Annotated in this window: 15 protein-coding genes; 6 read left to right on the top strand and 9 right to left on the bottom strand. The window is 45.0% G+C overall.

From position 1 onward, the window contains the following. Nucleotides 1-49: 49 nt before the first annotated feature. On the top strand, nucleotides 50-568 hold the full coding sequence (locus LZG73_RS02385) for a DinB family protein (RefSeq protein ID WP_233845897.1): 519 nt from the start codon (nucleotides 50-52) through the stop codon (nucleotides 566-568). On the opposite strand, the gene LZG73_RS02380 is transcribed toward LZG73_RS02385, so the two are convergent. Together LZG73_RS02380 and LZG73_RS02375 are read right to left on the bottom strand one after the other, a co-directional pair. Next, nucleotides 565-2,583, bottom strand: coding sequence for a thioredoxin domain-containing protein (locus LZG73_RS02380; RefSeq protein ID WP_233845896.1), 2,019 nt, complete (start codon nucleotides 2,581-2,583; stop codon nucleotides 565-567). The genes LZG73_RS02385 and LZG73_RS02380 overlap by 4 nt on opposite strands. Before the next feature lie 17 nt (nucleotides 2,584-2,600). Beyond that, nucleotides 2,601-4,232: a T9SS type A sorting domain-containing protein gene (locus LZG73_RS02375; protein ID WP_233845895.1), complete on the bottom strand. Its 1,632-nt coding sequence runs from the start codon at nucleotides 4,230-4,232 to the stop codon at nucleotides 2,601-2,603. A gap of 146 nt (nucleotides 4,233-4,378) precedes the next feature. Between LZG73_RS02375 and LZG73_RS02370 the strand changes: the two genes are divergently transcribed. Both LZG73_RS02370 and LZG73_RS02365 read left to right on the top strand, forming a co-directional pair. Then, nucleotides 4,379-4,837 (top strand): hypothetical protein, encoded by a 459-nt coding sequence (locus tag LZG73_RS02370; RefSeq protein WP_233845894.1) that lies wholly within the window; start codon nucleotides 4,379-4,381, stop codon nucleotides 4,835-4,837. Between the two features lie 75 nt (nucleotides 4,838-4,912). Beyond that, nucleotides 4,913-6,226 carry an MFS transporter gene (locus tag LZG73_RS02365; RefSeq protein WP_233845893.1) on the top strand — a complete coding sequence of 438 codons (1,314 nt, stop codon included), beginning with the start codon at nucleotides 4,913-4,915 and terminating at the stop codon, nucleotides 6,224-6,226. Nucleotides 6,227-6,335: 109 nt separating this feature from the next. Here LZG73_RS02365 and infB read toward each other — a convergent pair whose 3' ends face one another. The 3 genes from infB to rimP all read right to left on the bottom strand — a co-directional run bounded on the left by infB (nucleotide 6,336) and on the right by rimP (nucleotide 11,399). Beyond that, the gene (gene infB, locus LZG73_RS02360; protein ID WP_233845892.1) at nucleotides 6,336-9,515 is read right to left on the bottom strand and encodes a translation initiation factor IF-2; all 3,180 of its coding nucleotides are present in this window, start codon (nucleotides 9,513-9,515) and stop codon (nucleotides 6,336-6,338) included. A 73-nt stretch (nucleotides 9,516-9,588) separates the two neighbouring features. Continuing rightward, nucleotides 9,589-10,830, bottom strand: a complete 1,242-nt coding sequence (gene nusA, locus LZG73_RS02355; protein ID WP_233845891.1) for a transcription termination factor NusA — start codon at nucleotides 10,828-10,830, stop codon at nucleotides 9,589-9,591. Nucleotides 10,831-10,916: 86 nt separating this feature from the next. After that, nucleotides 10,917-11,399 (bottom strand): ribosome maturation factor RimP, encoded by a 483-nt coding sequence (gene rimP, locus LZG73_RS02350; RefSeq protein ID WP_233845890.1) that lies wholly within the window; start codon nucleotides 11,397-11,399, stop codon nucleotides 10,917-10,919. Between the two features lie 284 nt (nucleotides 11,400-11,683). Between rimP and LZG73_RS02345 the strand changes: the two genes are divergently transcribed. Then, nucleotides 11,684-12,673: an endonuclease/exonuclease/phosphatase family protein gene (locus tag LZG73_RS02345; protein ID WP_233845889.1), complete on the top strand. Its 990-nt coding sequence runs from the start codon at nucleotides 11,684-11,686 to the stop codon at nucleotides 12,671-12,673. 11 nt (nucleotides 12,674-12,684) lie between these two features. Here LZG73_RS02345 and LZG73_RS02340 read toward each other — a convergent pair whose 3' ends face one another. Continuing rightward, nucleotides 12,685-13,032, bottom strand: a complete 348-nt coding sequence (locus tag LZG73_RS02340; RefSeq protein ID WP_233845888.1) for a DUF4907 domain-containing protein — start codon at nucleotides 13,030-13,032, stop codon at nucleotides 12,685-12,687. Continuing rightward, complete coding sequence (locus LZG73_RS02335; protein ID WP_233845887.1) at nucleotides 13,032-14,063, bottom strand: kelch repeat-containing protein; 1,032 nt, start codon at nucleotides 14,061-14,063, stop codon at nucleotides 13,032-13,034. The genes LZG73_RS02340 and LZG73_RS02335 overlap by 1 nt, the downstream gene beginning before the upstream one ends. Nucleotides 14,064-14,563: 500 nt before the next feature. Here LZG73_RS02335 and LZG73_RS02330 point away from each other — a divergent pair, with 500 nt between their 5' ends. Together LZG73_RS02330 and LZG73_RS02325 are read left to right on the top strand one after the other, a co-directional pair. After that, nucleotides 14,564-15,958, top strand: a complete 1,395-nt coding sequence (locus LZG73_RS02330; RefSeq protein ID WP_233845886.1) for a DUF4270 family protein — start codon at nucleotides 14,564-14,566, stop codon at nucleotides 15,956-15,958. 66 nt (nucleotides 15,959-16,024) lie between these two features. Next, nucleotides 16,025-16,489, top strand: coding sequence for a DUF6597 domain-containing transcriptional factor (locus LZG73_RS02325; RefSeq protein ID WP_233845885.1), 465 nt, complete (start codon nucleotides 16,025-16,027; stop codon nucleotides 16,487-16,489). Nucleotides 16,490-16,601: 112 nt separating this feature from the next. On the opposite strand, the gene katG is transcribed toward LZG73_RS02325, so the two are convergent. Together katG and LZG73_RS02315 are read right to left on the bottom strand one after the other, a co-directional pair. Beyond that, nucleotides 16,602-18,878, bottom strand: coding sequence for a catalase/peroxidase HPI (gene katG / locus LZG73_RS02320; RefSeq protein ID WP_233845884.1), 2,277 nt, complete (start codon nucleotides 18,876-18,878; stop codon nucleotides 16,602-16,604). Between the two features lie 276 nt (nucleotides 18,879-19,154). Further along, nucleotides 19,155-21,539, bottom strand: a complete 2,385-nt coding sequence (locus LZG73_RS02315) for an ABC transporter permease (protein WP_233845883.1) — start codon at nucleotides 21,537-21,539, stop codon at nucleotides 19,155-19,157. Nucleotides 21,540-21,594 lie beyond the last annotated feature (55 nt).

The following is a 21,594-nucleotide window of genomic DNA, read 5'->3' as shown; positions in this document are numbered from 1 at the left end:
CAATGATAGGTTACTAATATTGCCCATCGAAACGCAATTAGCCATTCTTATGAAAAAATCTGCAATTAACCCAATGCCCCAGTTTTTTGACCGATACATTAATCTGGTCGAAGACATTGACATCTTCGAAGCTTTTGAAAAATATTCACCCGATAATGTTTACGCAGAAACGCAGAAGCTCGTTGCGTTGCAGAATCGGGCTTATGCAGAAGGGAAATGGAGTGTTAAAGATATTTTGCAGCATGTAATTGATAACGAGCGCATTATGTCCTATCGCGCGCTGCGTTTTTCCCGAAATGACAAAACGACACTTCCCGGATATGATGAGGAATTATTGGCTGCTAACACCGTCGCGACGGAGCGCAGTGTGGAAGATCTGATGCAGGAATTCAATGTGGTTCGACAGTCAACCATTTCGCTTTTCAAGCATATGAATGAGACAATGTTGCTTCGTTCGGGCATTGCTTATCAGACAAATATCTCAGCGCTTGCATTGGCTTTTGTGATCATCGGACATCCGATCCATCATATGAATGTCATTTCAGAGCGATACTTTCCGCTGCTTTAAATGCCCATTGCGAGCTGGTCTAGCGCGTGTTCAACTTCCGTGACGGGCAGCTGGCAGGTTTTGTTATAGCAAACGTAAATTGCGGTTTGTCCATTGATATCGGTTCTGCCGAGTATCAATGGAAACTCCGAGCGGTCAATGGCACCCATGACAATTTTATTGGGCACAAAAAAGCGGTCAAGGTCCTTGCGCATCTCATCAGCTTCGACGCCTACTATCACAATTTCAGCAGTTGGCGTTGCGCGCATGCAATAAAGTGCCGCCCAGTTGGTCACCCATTGCACGTCCGTCAGCATCATTTTGCTCATTTTTGAGAGCATCACATCCGACATTTTAGTGTATTCATCCTGGTCCAGCATGAGGCCTAAAATATAAAGATTATGCGCCATGATTGAATTGGAAGATGGCATTACATTGTCGAAAAGCTCTTTTTTACGGGCGATCAATGCTTCCCCAGAAGCGTCTGTAAAGTGAAAAAAGCCTTCTTTTTCGTCATAGAAATTCTGGATTGTATAGTCGGCCAGATTTTTGGCCAAAGTGATCCATGCCTCATCAAATGTGATTTGATATAACGCCAGATATGCTTCGATAACCGCAGCGTAATCTTCCAAAAAGCCGATAACGCTAGCTTGTCCGTTTTTATAACTATGCATTAATTTATTCTCAACACTCATCCGATCGCGAATGAATGTTCCGGCTGCGACCGCCAGTTCACGAATGTATTCTTTCCCAAGCGCACGATAACAGTCTGCTAAGCCTTTAACTACCAGTCCATTCCATGAAGCAAGCGTCTTATCATCCAGACCGGGACGGATTTTTTCAGCGCGTTTCTCTGCCAACTTTTGAAGCGCATTAATGTATTTCGTTTGAAGATCGGGCACATTAAGATTCAAGCTTTTCGCAGTTTGCTCCACGGTTTGCGTCAGATGCAGGTGATTGTGGCCTTCTTCCCAATTTCCGTGTTCTGAAATGTTGTAAAGCTTTCCAAACCATTCAAAATCTTCCCCTAAAATTTGGCTGAGCTCTGCCTTTGTCCAGATATAAAATTTCCCTTCAACGCCTTCGCTGTCCGCATCCAATGCCGCATAAAAACCGCCTTCCGGATTTTGCATTTCTTTTCTGAGCCAATCAATCGTTTGGATCATGCGATCAGCATAAAGTGGGTTTTTTGTTAGCGAGTAAGCTTCTGCGTAAATGCTCAGCAACTGGCCGTTGTCATAAAGCATTTTTTCAAAATGTGGGATAAACCACTCATCATCAACAGAATATCGAGCCCATCCGCCCCCGACATGGTCATAAATCCCTCCCAATGCAATGCGGTTGAGTGACAGTTCGAGCTGGGCTAATGCTTCCGGATTTTGGGTTGAATCGTAATAATGTAGCAGGAATTTATAAATAGAAGGCATCGGAAACTTCGGCGCCCGATCCATTCCGCCTTTTTCTGTATCGAAGTTTTGTTGGAGCTTTTCAAACATGAGATGCAACTCCTCGACCGAATAGTTGCCATTGCCATCGGTCAAGCCATATTTTTCAGTGTCAGACACAATCATGTTTTGCAAAAATCCTTCGGCAGAGCCCACCAGCTCGTCATAATGTTTGCTAAAAGCATTATCAATGCTTTTCAAAAGCTGCACCCAGTTCTGCGGAGGCAAATAGGTCACGCCATAAAAAGGTCGTGTGTCGGGCAAGAGGAACACATTCAGCGGCCAGCCTCCGCGCACGCCCATGGCCTGAACCGAATCCATATAAACCGCGTCCACATCCGGCCGCTCCTCCCGATCAACCTTAATGCAAACAAAATGTTCATTCATAACAGCCGCGATGGGCTCTTTTTCAAAACATTCGCGCTCCATCACGTGGCACCAGTGACAAGCAGAATAGCCAATGCTGACCAGAATGGGCTTGTTTTCAGCTTTGGCCTTGCTCAAAGCTTCCTCGGCCCACGGAAACCAATCAACCGGATTGTGAGCATGCTGCAATAAATATGGGCTGGTTTGCTGGCTGAGGCGATTCATATCAGAAATGGGAAATGCTATTGATTAATGACCACTTTTTTAGTGATCGTCCGTTTGTCGGTGGCGAAGCGGGCAAAATACATGCCAGCAGCAAGCCGGGGAAGTGCGATGGTTTCCTGCGTTTGCCCAGCATTGGATTTTAGCTGCTTTTGAAGGACAGTCTGACCCTTTGTATTAATTAATGCGAAATCCACATCAGTTGCTCCATTGACACCATTCAGCATCACTTTCATTTCAAAATCCACTGGATTGGAATAAACAAAAACGTCCGAAAGATGCGGCTCGGTGGAATTGACGATATCATTCAGGTCAAATTTGCATAAGAAAACCTCTTTTCCCTTCAATTTTATACTTTTTGACCACTTTTGATGCGAAACAAAAACGTAGGTTTCTGCATTATCAGCGGCGTAGGGATTTTGAGCTGCAATCAAAATGTTGCTTCCTTTCACAACGCCGCGCCAGATCGGATTTTGAAGCTCCATATTGTCACGCGCAGATTGCGGGATTACGAGTGAATAATCTCCTTCAAACATGTCCTTAAACCCGGAAAGTCTGTAAAGTCCGTAAATAAAGCGCTCATATGCTGTGTAATTTTCCTGACGAGTGCCCGGAAAGAATGGGTTTTCCCAAAGCCAAAGTCCTTTTGCACCGGAGAAAAAAGGAAAAATTGCCGTGGCCTCGGCCACAAAAGGCGCAATGAAAGGCGTATTTGAATCATAACTGTCGTGGACGCGCATCCACACAAAAGGAATGATTGGCTTATCGCTCCAAGCGCGGTTTGCCTCAATATTGAAGAGCAGATAAGACAGATAATCCTTCCCAATCGGGTGGTCGTAACCATAATAGTAATATGGAGAAGGCGTCAGATAGTCCATCGCATTGTAAAAGCTGCCTCCGATTTTGCCATCATTTCCTTGCACCAGATAATGTGTTCTTGCTGAATTGGTGATCCAATCCTGCCAGCTGTTTGACGTAACGTTAAGCCAGCTGTTGCGCACCGGAACATCGCTGTAACTGGATATCGGAACTGTGATGCCCTTCATTCTGAGACGGTTGATGGCCTCCGTATACCACCATCTCATATCTCTTTTATAAGTTGCCACAAAATCTGCGTCGGAAAGATTGCGATAGATTTGCGGAATTTTAGCATTGCCTTTCAGCGCCAGGATATCCCTGTCTTCACGTTGCATACGCTCAATGTCGAGACAAATAATGTCGTAACCCTTGGCTGTTTGGGAATAATTATCCCAATAACTGCGGTAAGCAGCTGTATCATTTCCCCACGGACTGCGCAGGGCGTTGTCGGCCCAGGGCTGGTCTCCGCTCGAAGTGGCGACGCCATACCAGATCAACGCTCTTTTGGCCACATTCAACGATCCGGGTTCAGGGCCACTGAATGAGGCAATATGACTGAATCCGTGTTTCAACGGTTGTGATTGCGTGTCGCCAAAGCGGGTTGCATTGTAAATAATCTTGAATGGCAGGGTGAATTCTGGAAACTTGCTCCATTCGATCGTGTTATTCGCGGTTACCGGGTTGAGAATATAATCTGGCTGGCAATCCTGCGCCGATGCGGTTGTGCAGAAGGCCGTAAGATAGATGATGACGCTGAAAAGGCCTCGAATCGGCATATTGGTAAAATGGATCATAAGAATTGACCGGACAAATTCGTTACTTTTGCATTGCTTGACCATGCATTTTTCGCTGGAACCGATTTCTAAGGAATGAAACCAGCTCAACTTATCAATGGCAAAGTAAGAAACAAAATTCCCTTGAACATAACATATAGACACATATGAGACGAATACTGCTTTTTGCCCCCCTTTTGTTCGCCATTTTTTTGATGAGCTGTGATAAAGAAAACAAAGAAACGCCAACGCCTGGGCCATCCGAAAAGGATAAGATTTTGATCAGCTATCCATGGAGAATGTCAACGGTTACGGACTTGACGGGCAAAGCGATCCCTTTCAACTTGCTTAACGCACAGACGCAGGCGATTAAGGAAGTGATGGACATCCAGTTTTTGCAAAACAATGTGACAAAGGCAATTGATCAGGGTTCCAAACAGGTTATTAATGGCGGAACCTGGTATTTAATCAATGATAATAAGACGCTTGACATTAAAATTTCTGGTTTTTCCGGTGAGTTCGGTGTGGAAGAGCTTACAAACAGCAAGCTTCGGTTAAAAAGCAAAATGACTGTTGATAAAGTCGAGCAGGAAACGATTATGGTTTTTGAGCCAGTGATCAAATAGGTATAATGTGCATATAATTGCGAAAGCGGCGGATTAAATCCGTCGCTTTTTTTATTTTGTGGCAAATTCCATTAAATGAAAAAGAACGATCCTTCCATAATCAATGCCTGGTGTATGTATGATTGGGCCAATTCGGTTCACGCCCTGGTTATTGTATCAAGTATATTTCCAGTTTATTTTAGCGCAACGGCACACAGTGCTTCCGGGAGTGCTGACACAGATTTTTTAGGTTACCAAATTAAAAGTTCGGTGCTGTTTTCATACACCGTTTCTGCCTCATTTCTAATCACCGCCTTGCTGGTTCCGCTGTGCACAGCCATTGCTGACTTCACCGGGAACAAGAAGCGCTTTATGCAGTTTTTCTGTTATTTGGGCGCAATCAGCTGCATGTTGCTCTATTTTTTCACAAAAGACACCCTTGTTCCTTCCGTTTTTCTATTCGGATTAAGCTTAGTGGGGTGGAGTGGAAGCATTGTTTTTTACGACTCCTATCTTCCAGACATTGCCACAGAAGACAAATTTGACACTTACAGCGCGCGTGGATTTTCCTTGGGTTACCTGGGAAGTGTCTTGTTATTGCTTTTCAATCTGAGCATGATCCTGGCTCCCGGATTTTACGGAATTACGGACAAAGCGCTTCCGGCGAGAATCTCATTTTTTACAGTCGGCGTGTGGTGGATATTGTTTGCGCAAATCCCGTTTCGCTATTTGCCGGTCAATAAGGTTTACAAAGAGAAAACAGGAAACTGGATCTTCAATGGTTTTGTGGAGTTGAAAAGGGTTTTTATGAAACTCAGGCAGCAGCCATTTTTGGCAAAGTTCCTAAGCGCGTTTTTCATTTACACGATGGGATTGCGGACTGTCATGTATGTGGCCACAATTTTCGGAGCGACCGAGCTCAGGCTGCCTTCTCAGAGTTTGATTGTAACGGTGCTTTTGATTCAAATTGTAGGCATCATTGGTTCGTTCACGTTTGCCTGGTTATCGGGTAAGATTGGGAATATATTCGCATTAATGGTGGGTGTTGCTATTTGGGTGGGGATCTGCACGGGCGCTTATTACACTACGGAGGCCATGGAATTCTATTTTGTTGCCTGCGCCGTCGGGATGGTAATGGGCGGCATTCAATCGCTTTCCCGGTCAACTTATTCGAAGCTTATTCCCGAAAATATCCCGGATACAGCTTCTTATTTTAGTTTTTATGACGTTACTGAAAAATTAGCCATCGTGGTGGGAACATTCATTTACGGAACTGTTGAAAACCTGACGGGAAGCATGCGTAACAGCATTTTAGCGCTGCTGGTGATTTTTGTCCTAGGATTGATTCTGCTTTACCGCATTCCGTCTAAAAAGGCTTACCATTATCAGATGCAAGATTCGAAGTCCTGAGTTAGTCGGCTTTCAAAACATCCTTGTTTTATTCATTTGCCAAAATATTTTGCACAAAAAAAACCTGCACCAATCGCTTGATGCAGGTTTTTTACTAAATATTATAATCTTAAAGTGTTCTCTTCACCTCACGAAGCTCGAAGCTTTCGATGATGTCACCCACTTCAATGTCATTGAAATTCTTAATGCTCAAACCGCATTCATAACCGTTTCTAACTTCCTGAACGTCGTCTTTGTAACGTTTTAGTGAGTCGATTTCACCGGTTAACAATACAATTCCTTCACGAACGACACGGATTTTGTTGTTCCGTTTTACATAACCATCTGTAACATAACATCCTGCAATTGTTCCAATCCGGCTGATCTTGAAGACTTCGCGAATTTCGATATTTCCTGTAATGATCTCCTCAATTGAAGGTGCAAGCATCCCGGTCATTGCGTCCTTGATCTCGTCGATCGCCTGGTAAATTACCGAGTAATGGCGGATTTCAATTTGATCCTGCTCGGCCATTTTCTTCGCATTTGAAGAAGGACGAACCTGGAATCCAATCACAATCGCATCAGAAGCAATGGCAAGGTTTACATCCGATTCAGAGATCTGACCCACTGCTTTGTGGATTATGTTCACCTGAACTTCTGATGTAGAAAGTTGCAATAACGAATCAGAAAGGGCTTCAACCGATCCATCCACGTCACCTTTTACAATCAGGTTCAACTCTCGGAAACTTCCAATCGCCTTACGACGGCCAATTTCTTCGAGCGTAATGTGCTTGCGCGTCCGGATAGACTGCTCGCGCTGGATCTGCTCACGTTTGGTTGCGATATCACGGGCATCACGTTCGTTTTCAAAAACATTAAAACGATCACCCGCCTGTGGCGCTCCATTGATACCCAGTAACTGAACCGGCATGGAAGGTCCGGCTGTTTTGAGTTTTTTACCCAAATAATCGGTCATTGCTTTCACCTTTCCGTAATGAGATCCTGCTAGCACAACATCCCCCACTTTCAAGGTTCCAGTCTGCACCAGAATCGTGGTTACATATCCGCGACCTTTGTCAAGAGAAGCTTCTACAACTGCTCCCGCTGCACGACGATTTGGATTTGCCTTCAATTCCAATAATTCTGCCTCGAGCAATACTTTTTCAAGCAGCAGATCGATCCCCATTCCCGACTTGGACGAGATTTCCTGAGTTTGGTATTTACCACCCCATTCTTCGACCAAGAGGTTCATATTAGCAAGTTCTTCACGAATTTTTTCCGTGTTAGCACCTGCCTTATCCACTTTACTGAATGCAAATACGATCGGCGCACCAGCCACTTGTGCGTGGTTAATCGCTTCACGCGTTTGCGGCATCACGCTATCATCCGCTGCAATTACAATGATAACAACGTCTGTAACATTGGCACCACGTGCACGCATCGCTGTAAATGCTTCGTGACCAGGTGTATCCAGGAATGTTACTTGTTTCCCTGTTTTAGTTTTAACACTATATGCTCCAATATGCTGGGTAATACCACCCGCTTCACCACTCGCCACGTTTTCCTGACGGATATAATCCAGAAGGGAAGTTTTACCGTGGTCAACGTGACCCATGATTGTTACAATCGGCGCTCTTTCGATCAGAGATCCTTCCTCATCAACCTCCTCCTGTACATCATTCTGAACTTCTTCTTCTGCTGAAATGAAGGCAACTTCGAAGCCAAATTCATCGGCAATGAATGTGATCGCTTCCGCATCCAATCGTTGGTTGATTGAAACGAACATGCCCATGCTCATGCAGACCGAAATTACTTCCTGAACAGTTACGTCCATCAATGAAGCCAGATCGTTTGCGGAAACGAATTCTGTTACGCGCAATACTTTTGTTTCTTCTGAACCGAGTCCGTTCGGATCGTTTTGATCTCCGCGATCCCGGCGACGTGTTCCTTTTCCGCCACGTCCCACATTTCGAGTGTTTCCACCACCCATGCGAGCCATTGTGGCTTTAATGTTATCAGAAACTTCTTTGTCAGAAACTTCCTCGCGCTTAACACCCCTGCGGTTGTTATTGCTGCTATTTGTGCTTGGTCTGTTAGGTCCTCCTGCGCGGTTCGCAGTGTTGCCCGGCGCAGTGCCGGTTGTGCCCGGAGCAGCAGGCGTTCCAGGTGTGTTCGGACGATTGCCTGTCCTGCTTGCAGCAGGCGGCACATTGGCCTCTTTCGGTCTTGGTGCATTCGGATCGGTTGGCGTTGCAGCTGGACGATTTTCACCAGCAACGACTACGCCGTCACGAATTCTCTTCCGTTTTCTGCGGCGCTTTTTATCAGCTGCCGTATCACTTGACGACGCGACAGGATCTTTTTTCTTGGCTTTATCAGAAGGAAGCTCAATTTTTCCAATGACACGAAGTCCGCGTAATTGTTCTCCTTTTGCTTCAATAAGTTCAGATTCACCAGATTCTTCTGCAACAGGAGCGGCCGTTCCAGTTTCCTGTTTCGGAGCAGGTGATGCAGTTTCAGCTTGCGCTTGCACAACGGGCGAAGTGGCGGATGTGGCATCCGCTGTCGCAACACTTGCTGGCGTTGGCACAGCTGGTGGAGCAACTAATGTTTCCGTGTCAAGCTTTTGCTCAGCAACCGGCTCAACAAAAAGTTTAGGCTCTTCTGCGGCTTTCACTTCTTTTGGCTGTTCAACCTTTGGCTGTTCAGCAATGACAGGTTGTTCAACTTTGGCCGCAACAGGCTCAGGTTCTGACTGAACCGGCGCCTTGGTTTCAGAAACTGGTTCTGGTGTTTGCTGTGGCTTAGCTTCAACAGGTGGAGCTGAGACTTCTTTATTTTCAGCAACAACTTCTTTTGCCACTTCTGGTTGCGGCTTTTCAGGCGCAGCAGCAGGAGTCGGCGCAGTTCTTCTTGCGTCTAAATCTATTTTACCAACCACCTTAATCCCGGGCAGTCGGTTCTCAAAAGCAGGCTCAGGATTGGACGGAGCTTCTTCTACAACAGGTTTTTCTTCGGATTTCGAAGGGTTATTTCTGAAGTAAAGGATTCCATCAACATCACTTTTAACTTTCTCTTCCTTAATTTCTACCGGCGCTTCGCTTTGAACTGGTTTAAAGGAAAGGGATGATCTCAGGTCATCAGATTTGAAATCTTTTGCAAGAAAATCAATCTGATCAGAATTAATCTTTGTATTCGGGTTACTCTCCACCTTATACCCTTTGGCAGACAGATGATCCACGATCGTAGTAATTCCTACGTTCAGGATCCGTGCCACTTGGCTAAGGCGCATCATTTTATCTTCTGCCATATTAGCAATTTGTAGAAAAAAGTTTTGCATTGGCAGATCTAACCCCTGGATTAAACCTGCCGGTTATTGTAAATTATTCAAACTCTTTGCGAAGAATGTCAAGAACTTCTTCAACCGTTGCTTCTTCAAGATCGGTTCTTCTTACAAGTTCTTCCTTATTGAGTGCGAGCACGCTTTTGGCTGTATCCAAACCAATTTTGTGCAACTCACTGATAATCCATTCGTCAATTTCATCAGAGAATTCAGTCAAATCGACATCCTCGTCGTTTTGCTCCTCAATGTCTCTGAAAACATCTATTTCCATTCCAACCAGCTTACCGGCCAGTTTAATGTTCTGACCGCCTTTACCAATTGCAAGTGAAACCTGATCTGGTTTAAGGAAAACAGAAACACGCTTGGCATCGCGGTCAATTTGCATTGAACTCACTTTTGCCGGACTAAGCGCCCTGCTGATCAAAAGTTCGAGGTTATCCGTGTAATTGATAACATCGATATTCTCATTTCCAAGTTCACGAACGATCGAATGGATGCGAGATCCTTTCATACCCACACATGCTCCAACGGGATCAATGCGGTCATCGTAAGATTCAACGGCAACTTTTGCACGTTCCCCTGGTTCACGAACAACGCGTCTTACTGAAATAATTCCATCGTATATCTCCGGAATTTCAACTTCAAACAATCTTTCAAGAAAAAGTGGTGAAGTTCTGGAAAGCGTAATCTTTGGAGAACCGTTGTTCATTTCCACTTTATGGATCACTGACTTAACAGATTCACCCTTGCGGAAACGGTCTTTCGAGATCTGCTCGGTGCGCGGCAATGAAAGCTCGTTACCTTCTGAATCTACAATGATAACTTCGTGCCTCAATGTCTGATAAACCTCGCCGGTGATCATTTCGCCAACCTGATCCTTGTATTTCTCGAACATGATTTCTTTTTCCATGTCCTTGATCTTCTGGATCAATGTCTGACGTGCGGTCTGAACAAGTCTGCGCCCGAATTCTACGAGCTTAACTTCTTCTGCAACCTCTTCACCAACTTCAAAGTCACTCTGGATTTTGCGGGCTTCTGCCAGCGGAATCTTGTTATAATCCCAAATGTCCTCAGAGTTGTCGTCGACGATCTCTCGCGTGCGCCACATCTCAAGGTCACCACTTTCAGGGTTAATGATTACATCAAAATTATCGTCGGTGCCGTATTTCTTGCGAATCATTGTACGAAACACTTCCTCCAAAACACTGATCATCGTAGGACGATCGATGTTTTTCGAGCTTGCGAACTCCGCGAATGACTCAATTAATATTCCGCTATCCATTGCTTATGTTATAGATATTTGCTGATACTAAGTTATACATATTATATAATTGATTACAAATCAGAAATATGAATCTGACCGTAACTTTATTTAAACGAAATTTCTATTAAAGCTTTCGATATATCTTCAAACGAAACGTCGCGGATCAATTCCGATTCGTCAACTGGTGTTTTCGTTTTCTTTTTAGGTGCAGGCAATTTTAACTTAACAATTTCTTCACTTGCTTCAAGCAGCGTCCCAGAAATCACCTCTCCCGTTTTCAAAGTAACTTTTAAATTTCTGCCCAGGTTTTTAAGATATTGCCTATGCAAAAGCAAAGGTTGGTCTAAGCCAGGTGAAGAAACTTCAAGTGTGTAGGCATCAGCGAAAATTTCTTGCTCTTCAAGCTGCTTCGCTAACCTCCTGCTGATAGATGTACATTGCTGGATCGTAATTCCTTCGTCACTGTCAACAAGAATTGATATTTTTTGACTTAGCTTGGAAGGCTTAATGATTATGTCTACAAGGAAACAGTTGCTATCCTGTAAAAAGGGTTCGAGCAAAGTTTCCAATTGTTCTTTTATCGTCATGTACGGCTTACTGCAAATAAAAAAGGGGATTTAAGACCCCCTCAATCAATCGATCAAAATAGAATTATTTGCAAAGGTAAAAATATTTTATCATTTGTACAAGTTATGGCAATGTCTTCTAATGTGATATCCTTCTTCTATTTTTGTTAAAAAATGCGTTATTTGGCCATATGAAAGGGTTAAAAAAGTTATTGTGGTTCCTCTATAAGTGTTTTGCTTTTTATACCCTGCTGATTTACATACTCATCCTTTGGATTCCACTCAAAGGTTGGATTGCGGGGTTTATGATGATGTCTCTGCCAGTCGTTGTTATCGTTCATCTGATAAGCATTCCTATCTGGCTTATTATCGATAAGAAAAAAGCATTGCTGCCCCTTGTAATGGTGGCGCTTGCCGGCGTTTTCGTTTCTAGGACCTACGGATTTGGTCATGAACCTGCTGAATTAGAATCGGGCAGCTCATTTTCGGTGCTCAATTACAATGTGCACAGTTTCCAGCGGGACGAGCCGTGGTGGAAAAATGATGGTCGTGAGCGCATTGCGGACATGAAAAGCTGGTTTAAAAAGTCTGATCCCGACATTATGTGCCTCTCCGAATATTACAGCGCACACGAGGAGCCATTCGATTTCAATGGCAACTTTCGTGAACAAGGATTCAAATATCAGAAGTTTTATAGTCGACCAAAAAAAGAGAAGCACGGAAACTCCTGGGGCGTTGCGGTCTTATCCAAATATCCGATCATAGCATCACAAGACACGATCTTTGCAGCACAAAATGGCCTTATCCGCGCCGATGTCAACATTAAAGGCGATACAGTCCGGGTTATAGCCGTGCATTTGTATTCCATGACATTGAAGCTAGGTAATCTTGTAAGTCAGAAACAAATGGATGGTGTTAAGAGGGAAAGTAAAATCACCTTTGAACGCATGCGCAATGGGTTCGTGCGCCGCTCGCGCGAGATGAATGTGCTCGCATCTTGGATCAATGCGTCGCCTTATCCTGTCATTGTATGCGGGGATTTCAACGAGATTCCCTACGGATACGTTTACAGTAAAATGCGAGAACTTTTAACCAATGGCTTTGAGGAGAAAGGTGAGGGTTTCGGGTTTACATTCAATCACTTGCCTTACTTTATCCGCATTGATCATCAGTTTTTCAGTGAGGAAAAGCTGGAAATTCAGGATTTCAAAACCTTTAACGAAGTGAAATATTCGGACCATTATCCTTTAATGGGCACTTATCAGTTCCGCAAGAAACGCAAAGGAGAGGACTAAGCTAAGCTAATCTAATATTTTATTCCCAGACTGTCCAGCTCGTGGCTTGACACTGAGGGAGGGAAAATGCCGCTTTCTAATTTTTGCTCGACAAGCCGTGCAGTTTTGAGCGCTGACTGCTTGTCTTTGAAACCGTTGTTTCCTGCAATGCCAGGAACATTGTGCTGCACAATAAGTGGCTTGCCATTTTCCAGGATTCGATATCCCCAGCCTGAACCAGCCTCAAATGATTCAACCTTGAAACGGCGAAGGCCTTTGCCGCCTGCACCCGTGTCTCTTTTGGAAAGAAAAACAAAGGTTGCAGAAGCAAAGGCCAGTATGCCGATTGTGGTAATAATCTTTTTGTTACGACTCACCATTACAGATTGTCATCATCATTCTCCGCAACAGTAGGATCAAATGCCCAGAAGTCATCCAAGTTTGTGCCTGAGCTTCCAGTTCCATAATAGCCTACATTGCCAATTGAAAACCCAGCAGCATAAGTTCTAGAACTTGGGAAGTTAGCAACTGCTGTCCAGGTGTTGCTTGATGGTGTGTATTCCCATGTATCCGATTTGCCAAGACCGCCAACCACATAGGCCTTTTCGTTAATTACTAGGGCAGTCGCGAAGGATCTTCCTGAAAAATTGTCGTCTGTATTACTTTCCATTCTTGTCCATGCGCCACTTCCGCCGTTTCCAGCTGGGTCAAAGCTGTAAAGATCTTTCGGTTCCGATGCAGTTCCAGCGTTCGTCTGACCGAATCCAACATATGCTTTTCCACCCACTGTAAATGACAGTGCACCTCTGCGTTTTCCGCCTGTGAACGTCGCAATTTCAGTCCATTTATCCGTTGTTGGATTGTATTCGTAAAAATCCTGATAAAAACCGCTTCCGTTGTATCCAAGACCAACATATGCTCTGTTGTCCGCTACAAAAGATGTTGCATATTGACGGGTGCCGCCTGCGAAATCAGCCTTTTTAGTCCACTTATTGGTTGCAGGATCGTATTGATAAAAATCCTTTTTATATCCGCCGTCTACTGTAGTCACACCATCAAAGCCAGTTCCTACGTATGCTTTTCCGCCAACCACGAATGCGGTAGCGTCATTTCTTCCGCTTCCTTCAAAGGGGGCAACTTGTGACCAGATCTTCGTAGTCGCGTCGTATGACCAGAAATCCTTCACTCTTTGAACAGTTTCGCTGGTAAGACCTGTTCCGATATATCCTTTATTTCCAATTACAAAACTTACTGCGCGGGACCTGGCCGAACCTCCGAAATTTGGAATGCCTGTTCTGTACCAGTTTCCTAATTTGTCTGCTTCGGGATCATCGTCTTTGCAACTAAACTGAGTAAGCGAGACTGAAGCAACTAAAAGGGCTAACGTAGTCTTTTTTAAGGTATTAAACATGTAAAAAATATGGTTTGACTAATTGATACAAAAGAAAATTGGTAAATAATTTCTGATCTTACATTCCCATTTTAACCGCAATCAGAGCATTGAAACCAGATAGCGCAATTTGAAAATTTTTGCAAACATAACATCTTGATACTGCTAAGTAAAATTATATGTTAATTTTTGTCTAAATCTTTGGCCTTCGCTTCTGCTTTTCAACGCTGGCCATGTCCGTATTGTTGTTGCGGCCCGGGCCGATCTTTGTTGAAATACATGCCTCCCTTTTTACGTTAGTTTAATGTGTTTGCCACTTTTTCTCAATGGCTGGCGTAAGTAAGATCACAGGTCGGCTGGTTGCTGCGCCGCGTTGTTGCAAGCCATTTCCAACCCTTACGTCTTACTCAACCGTTTTGTTGCAAATATAGATGGCTGTTAAATTTGGCCCATTTGCGCGAATCGTGTTGTATTTAAGATTACATGTGATAATTTTGCACTTTTTACTGTTCTTGCATTAAATGAAATTCAACTGGTATTTTCTTAAAAAATCTGCAACGGTTTTTAGATTACTTATAATATTTGGCATTACTGCTTCCCTGGCGGGTTGCGATCCTTCCGGAGATCAAATTGAAGCGATTGTTCAGCCTAATGTAGACGACTTTTCGGTGCAGTTTACGGATACAGCTTCCGTTGCACTTTCCACTGTGGCAACGGATTCAGTCATGACCGGTGGGGCTGCGCGACTATTGGTAGGAAGATACATTGATCCGATTTTTGGTAAATTCCAGTCAGCGGCTTACTTTGAGCCTACGATCAGCAGCGCAATCGTGATCCCGGAACTGGCGGTTTACGACTCGCTGACACTTTCCTTGCGTTACGATGGCTATACGCACGGTGACACAACTGTGGCAATGAATATTGCTGTTCACCAATCGCTCGCAGATTTGTTAGATAAGAGTTCATATTACAACACTTATGCCGTTCCATATGCAGCCACTCCGCTCGGGAGAGTGAAGTTTGTGCCTACACCGCGTGAAAGCGGCACATTGAAAATTAAGCTTTCGGACAATCTTGGCAAGCAGATATTTGATAAAGGAAAAACCAATTTGCTTTCCAGCAACACAGAATGGATTGATTTGGTGAAAGGTTTCGCACTGATTCCTGGCGCAAACGACAATGGGCCGGTGGTAGGATTTAAATTGTCCGATGCCAACACATCAGTTCAGCTGCATTATCACACGACTGAAAACGATGGAGTTAAGAAGGACTCAACGGTGATCCAAACCAATATAGCCTATAATAGAATTCTGGCTGATTATAAAGGCACGCAACTGGCTAAACTGCCGACCACGAGCAGAGTATCGCTTCCATCAGCTCAGACACAAAATTTGTCGTTTATACAGGCTGGCTTGGGCGTAATGACCAGAATTGAATTTCCTACGCTGCGAGATCTGAAAGCTAACCCATACACTGTCGTTAACAGAGCATATTTGCGAATCACGCCATTGAAATACTCTGTCACCAAGTTCAATCCGGCACCACCCGTTTTGTATCCGTATCTGGTGGACAATAACAATGAGTTTTTCTCGAACGCCAACGGCTTTCCGCTTCAAGTAACTGACTTGGATGGTAACTTAACACAAGCCGAGTATATCATCGATTTGGTAAACAATACTGCTTATTATTTGCTTGATGTAACCGGCTATGTCACAACAGTGTTAAACCTCAACTCCGACAACTCTCCCGCGATACTTTTAAGAACTTCGCCGTTTAATAAAGAAAGCACATCTCTACCCGCGGCATCGACGGAATTTACTTTCAGTGCAACGCGCTTGGTTATCGGAGATCAGCAGAGCAATGATTCCGGCGTGAAGCTTAGTCTCTATGTTACAGCCGCTAAAAATAAGCAGTAAGAGAGCGGACGAGCCTATAAACTTAGGCTAACGGCCCGGTGCTTGCTGGAAACAGCAACTAAAACAATGCAGCCCAGACCGTTGGAAACCCACATTAATGTCACGGACAAGGCTTATGATGCGATCAAGTATTTTTACTGCGTCAAAGCCCCGGCAGATTTTGAGGCGAAGATCCAGCATCTGTCTCCGAACCTCGAAATGATGCTGATCTTCAATTTTGGGGCTCCTATTCGTGTTTCGTTTGCAGATCTGGGTTTCAACGGCTTGCAAATTGGTCGCGTGTCTGCAATAGGCCCGATCAGGAAGATGCTGAATTACGAAGTGCTGCCCGGGACGGACATGATCATCGCCGTTTTTAACCCCAATGGATTTTACCGGTTAATGCAGCTTCCTATGGACGAAATAGGCGAGGAAAGCATTATTAATCCTGATCCTTTGCTCAACATCACCGGATTTAATGCGCTGTGGCAGTCGCTTTATGATCTGCCGAGCCTTGACGAGCGGATATTGTCGGGAAATCGTTTTGTGTGAGTCGTCCGGGGACATTCTTCAATCCTGCTCCATAATGATTTTGAAGAAAGCTTACATAACAAAAGGGCCGCCCCAGATCTCTGAGACGGCCCTTTTTAATTAAAATGTGCAATTAAACTAGATCAAACCGATCAAGATTCATCACTTTATTCCATGCTGCAACAAAGTCAGTTACAAACTTTTGCTGTGCATCGGCGCTGGCGTAAACTTCTGCTAACGCTCTTAATTCTGCATTTGAACCGAAAACAAGGTCAGCACGCGTGGCAGTCCATTTAGGCTGACCAGTGCCTCGGTCGCTTCCTAGGAACAATTCCCGATCTTCGGACATTGCTTTCCATGCTGTGTTCATATCCAGCAAGTTCACAAAGAATTCGTTGTTAAGTTTGCCTGGATACAATGTAAACACACCGTGTTTTGAACCATCAAAATTGGCATTCAAGACACGCAAACCACCCACAAGCACGGTAAGCTCAGGACCGGTCAATGTCAGCAATTGTGCTTTGTCGATTAATAGTGCCTCCGTAGAAACGGAAGGTTTCACATTGCGATAATTGCGGAAACCGTCAGCAATCGGTTCAAGATAAGCAACAGATTCAATGTCAGTCTCTTCCTGAGAAGCGTCCATGCGACCCGGAGTAAAAGGAACCGAGATAAAATGTCCTGCATCTTTCGCAGCTTTTTCAACGCCTGCGCCACCGGCCAGAACTATCAAATCCGCCAGAGAAACTTTTTTGCCCGTTAACTGAGCACCGTTGAATTCCTGTTGAATGCTTTCCAATGTGTTCAACACCTTATGCAGCTGAACCGGATTATTAACTTGCCAATTTTTCTGCGGAGCCAACCGAATGCGTGCACCGTTCGCGCCGCCACGTTTGTCCGAGCCGCGGAAAGTGCTTGCGGAAGCCCAGGCCGTAGAAACAAGTTCGGAAACGCTTAGTCCCGATTCCAAAACCTTCGCTTTCAAGGTTGCAATGTCACTTTCGTCGATCAATGCGTGATCAACTGCTGGAATTGGATCTTGCCAAATCAAAATCTCTTCCGGCACATCTGGACCCAGATAGCGCGCGCGCGGACCCATATCACGGTGCGTTAACTTAAACCAGGCGCGTGCAAAAGCATCTGCAAATGCATCCGGATTTTCCAGAAAATGTCTTGATATTTTTTCATAAGCCGGGTCAAATCGCAATGCCAAATCCGTGGTCAGCATTGTTGGCGCATGCTTTTTCGAATCGTCATATGCGTCAGGAATAATGCTCCCTGCATTTGTGGCAACCCATTGGTGGGCGCCGCCCGGACTTTTTGTTAATTCCCATTCAAACCCAAGCAAGTTTTCGAAGAAGTTGTTACTCCATTGTGTTGGCGTGGTTGTCCACGTCACTTCAAGACCGCTTGTAATCGTGTCAGCGCCGTTGCCGGAACCGAAACTGTTGTTCCACCCAAAGCCTTGCAATTCCAAATCAGCAGCTTCCGGCTCTTTGCCCACGTGCTCAGAAGGAGCAGCGCCGTGCGTTTTTCCAAAACTATGTCCGCCCGCAATGAGCGCGACGGTTTCTTCATCATTCATTGCCATGCGGCCAAATGTGTCGCGGATGTCCCGTGCCGCAGCAATTGGATCCGGATTGCCGTCTGGTCCTTCTGGATTTACATAAATAAGGCCCATATGCGCCGCTGCAAGTGGTTTTTCCAAATTACGCGACTGGTGCATGTTGCCATCAGCATTTTCATCAGACACCAAAACACCATTGTCTGCCACGCCCGCCGAGCCGTCTGCATAGCGGTGATCATTGCCTAACCAGGTCGTTTCCGAACCCCAGTAAACGTCTTCATCCGGTTCCCACACATCCGCACGTCCGCCTGCAAAGCCAAAGGTTTTAAAGCCCATTGATTCCAATGCAACATTACCCGTAAGAATTAGTAAATCAGCCCAAGAAATGTTACGGCCATATTTTTGTTTGATCGGCCAGAGCAATCTGCGCGCCTTATCAAGGCTCACATTATCAGGCCAGCTGTTCAATGGAGCAAAACGCTGCTGTCCCGAACCGCCACCGCCGCGACCATCAAATACGCGGTAAGTGCCTGCGCTATGCCACGCCATGCGAATAAATAGAGGACCGTAATGGCCAAAATCGGCCGGCCACCAGTCTTGTGAATCTGTCATCAGCGCGTGAAGGTCTTGCTTCACAGCTTCCAGGTCAAGGCTTTTGAATGCTTCTGCATAATTGAAATCGTCACCGAGCGGGTTGGATTTCGATGAATGCTGGCGCAGAATGCTAAGCTTCAACTGGTTAGGCCACCAGTCGCGGTTTCTGGTGCCGTCGCCGGCAACACTCTGTTTCAAAGTTCCGTTAAACACCGGGCACTTGCTGATGTCATTTGATCCGTCGTCCATATGTTTGAGGTTATGTAATTGTTCAAAACTTATCTGCAAAAAGTATCATTGCAGACTGGCGAAGTTATATTATTGAAACGTATAATCACAATCGATTAATTCTATATTTCAATAGTCAAAATCTATTCACCAACGAATTGAACACGATTCGCTTTATAGCACGCTACCAATTTGGACAATGCAGCCTTAATGCATTGGAATAGTTTGAATCGACATGGGCAACTTTATAATACAAAACTGCCATTATCAATCTTAGCTCGATTGTCCCAAACAACGCTATTCTGATCTTAATGATGTTACCGGGTTGGCCAATGCCGCTTTAAGAGATTGATAAATGACAGTTAACCAGCAAATTACAAGGGTTAATGTGCAGGAAGCGATGAAGACCCACGGTTGGATGCCTGTTTTGTAAGGGAAGCTTTCGAGCCAGCGATGCATGGAATACCAGGCAATGGGGATTGCGATGGGAAAGGAGAAAAGGACGAGGCGGGTGAAATCTTTGGAAAGCAGTAACACAACGCTCGAAACGGAACCGCCGAGCACTTTTCGCACGCCGATTTCTTTCACACGCTGCTCGGTTGTGAAAGTTGCGAGCCCGAATAAGCCAAGGCATGCAATGAGAATGGTCAATGTAGAAAAAGCCGTAAAAATTTGTCCACGCAGCTCATCAGCGTGATAAGCTGATTCAAAATCCTGATCGAGGAAGCGATATTCAAAAAGGCGGTCGGGATAGATTTCCGACCATTTCTGGCCAATGAATGCAAGGGTTTGAGCCGTGTTTTTTGTTTTGATCTTAACATGCAAGACCGGATTGCTCTGGCGATACATCATTATCAACGGCTCGATTGGATTGTAAAGCGATTGCTGGTGAAAATCCCTGATAACGCCCACAACCTGAGCAGTTGGCGGTGGACTTTCTCCGTTTTGAGGAACAGTCCCCAGCATGATTTTCTTACCGATCGGTTCCTTCCAGTTCATGCGCTTGGCAACGGCTTCATTGATTAAAACACCATTTGACGTGTCGGCCGGAAAGTCCAGAGAAAAGTCACGGCCCTGCATGAGCTTCATGCCCATTGTTTTGACATAATCATGGTCCACCGCAGTCGGGCGAAAAGCCATTTCTTTCATTCCCGTGCTGGATTCAACCGTGAAAATGACGCGGCCGCCAATGTTGCTGACGGGCGAGGATGCGGACGCAACGCTTTGAATGTTTGGATTATCAATCAGCATTTTACGCAGCGCATTGTATTTGTCCTTGGGCTGATCGCCCTGATAGGCAATGGTCAAAACCTGATCGCGGTCGTATCCCATGTCCTTGTCACGCATGTAGTTGAGCTGCTGGTAAACGATCCACGTGCAAATGAGCATGACCAGCGAAATTGAGAATTGTGCAACGACCAATGCTTTTCTGAAAAAACTGTTTCCCTTTGCTTTGAATGAGCCTTTTAAAACTTCTGCCGGCTCAAAGGCAGACAAATAGAAAGCCGGATAACTGCCGCTCACAAGGCCCGTAAACACCACAATCGAAAGTCCGATGAGGAGAAACTGCGGACTAAGCAACTGCATGTAACCGATTTCTTTGCCCGAAACGGTGTTAAAAAATGATAAAAGCGCCGCAACCAAGAACAAACTGCTCGCCAAGGAAATCAATGTAATCAGCACAGATTCTGTCAAAAATTGTGCAATTAATGCACCTTTCAACGATCCCATGACTTTCCGTAAACCAACTTCTTTGGCTCGCTTTGCAGATTGGGCGGTTGACAAGTTCATGTAATTAATGCTGGCAATCAGCAACATAAAAAATGCAACTGCGCTGAATGTGTACACATAACCAATGTCCCCGTTGGATTCGCCTTCCATTTTGGAATAAAGGTGAATGCTTGTCAACGGCTGCAATTTGTAATTAATGTGAATGCCCATGCGCTTGAAAATGCTGGCCATATATTTGTCATAAAGCTGCGGAAAACCGGCTTCCAGCTTCTTAATGTCTGCATTCTCTTTGAGCAGCAGATAACTGCTGATGTAAAAACCACCCCAGCCGTCTGCCTGGCGCTGGTTTCGGTCGAGCGATGTCAGCGCATTGAATGTAAAATGCGAGTTCTTGGGAACGTCTTCGATGACGCCGGTTACTTTGTAGGAAGTCGTGTCGTCAGTGCGGAGGATCTGGCCTAATGCGCTGCTTGGACCGAAAAATCTTGTAGCAACTTTCTCGGTGAGCACGATGCTGTTGGGTTCGTCCAATGCAATTTTCGGATCTCCCGCAATGAATTTATAGGTGAAAATATCAAAAACAGTTGAGTCGGCGGAGTAAATGTCTTCCTCGTAAAAACGCTTTTCCCCTTGCCGAAACATCACTCTTCCATTGCCAAAAAACCGCACGTAACTCTCCACAAACGGATAATCCTGTTTGAGCGTCTTTGCGAGCGGAGGCTGCGTGCTCACCCATTTATTAATCTTATCTGGCTCGCGAATGTCCGACACAATGCGGTAAATCCGATCAGCTTTTGTGTGGTAATGATCATAACTCAGTTCGTCGGTCACGTAAAGCAGCAACAGCATGCCGCATGTTACACCGATGGTGAGCCCGAGAATGTTGATCAGGCTGTAAAATTTATCCTTAACCAGATTGCGAAGGGCGAGTTTAATGTAATTTTTTAGCATGGACAGGGAGTTGTAAATTGCGTTGCAGACGCTGTCGCAACATTCATGCCAATGT

The organism is Dyadobacter sp. CY326 (assembly GCF_021390515.1).
GTDB lineage: Bacteria > Bacteroidota > Bacteroidia > Cytophagales > Spirosomataceae > Dyadobacter.
Note: the sequence above shows the minus strand (reverse complement) of the source record. Positions and strands in the feature narration are given on the sequence as shown.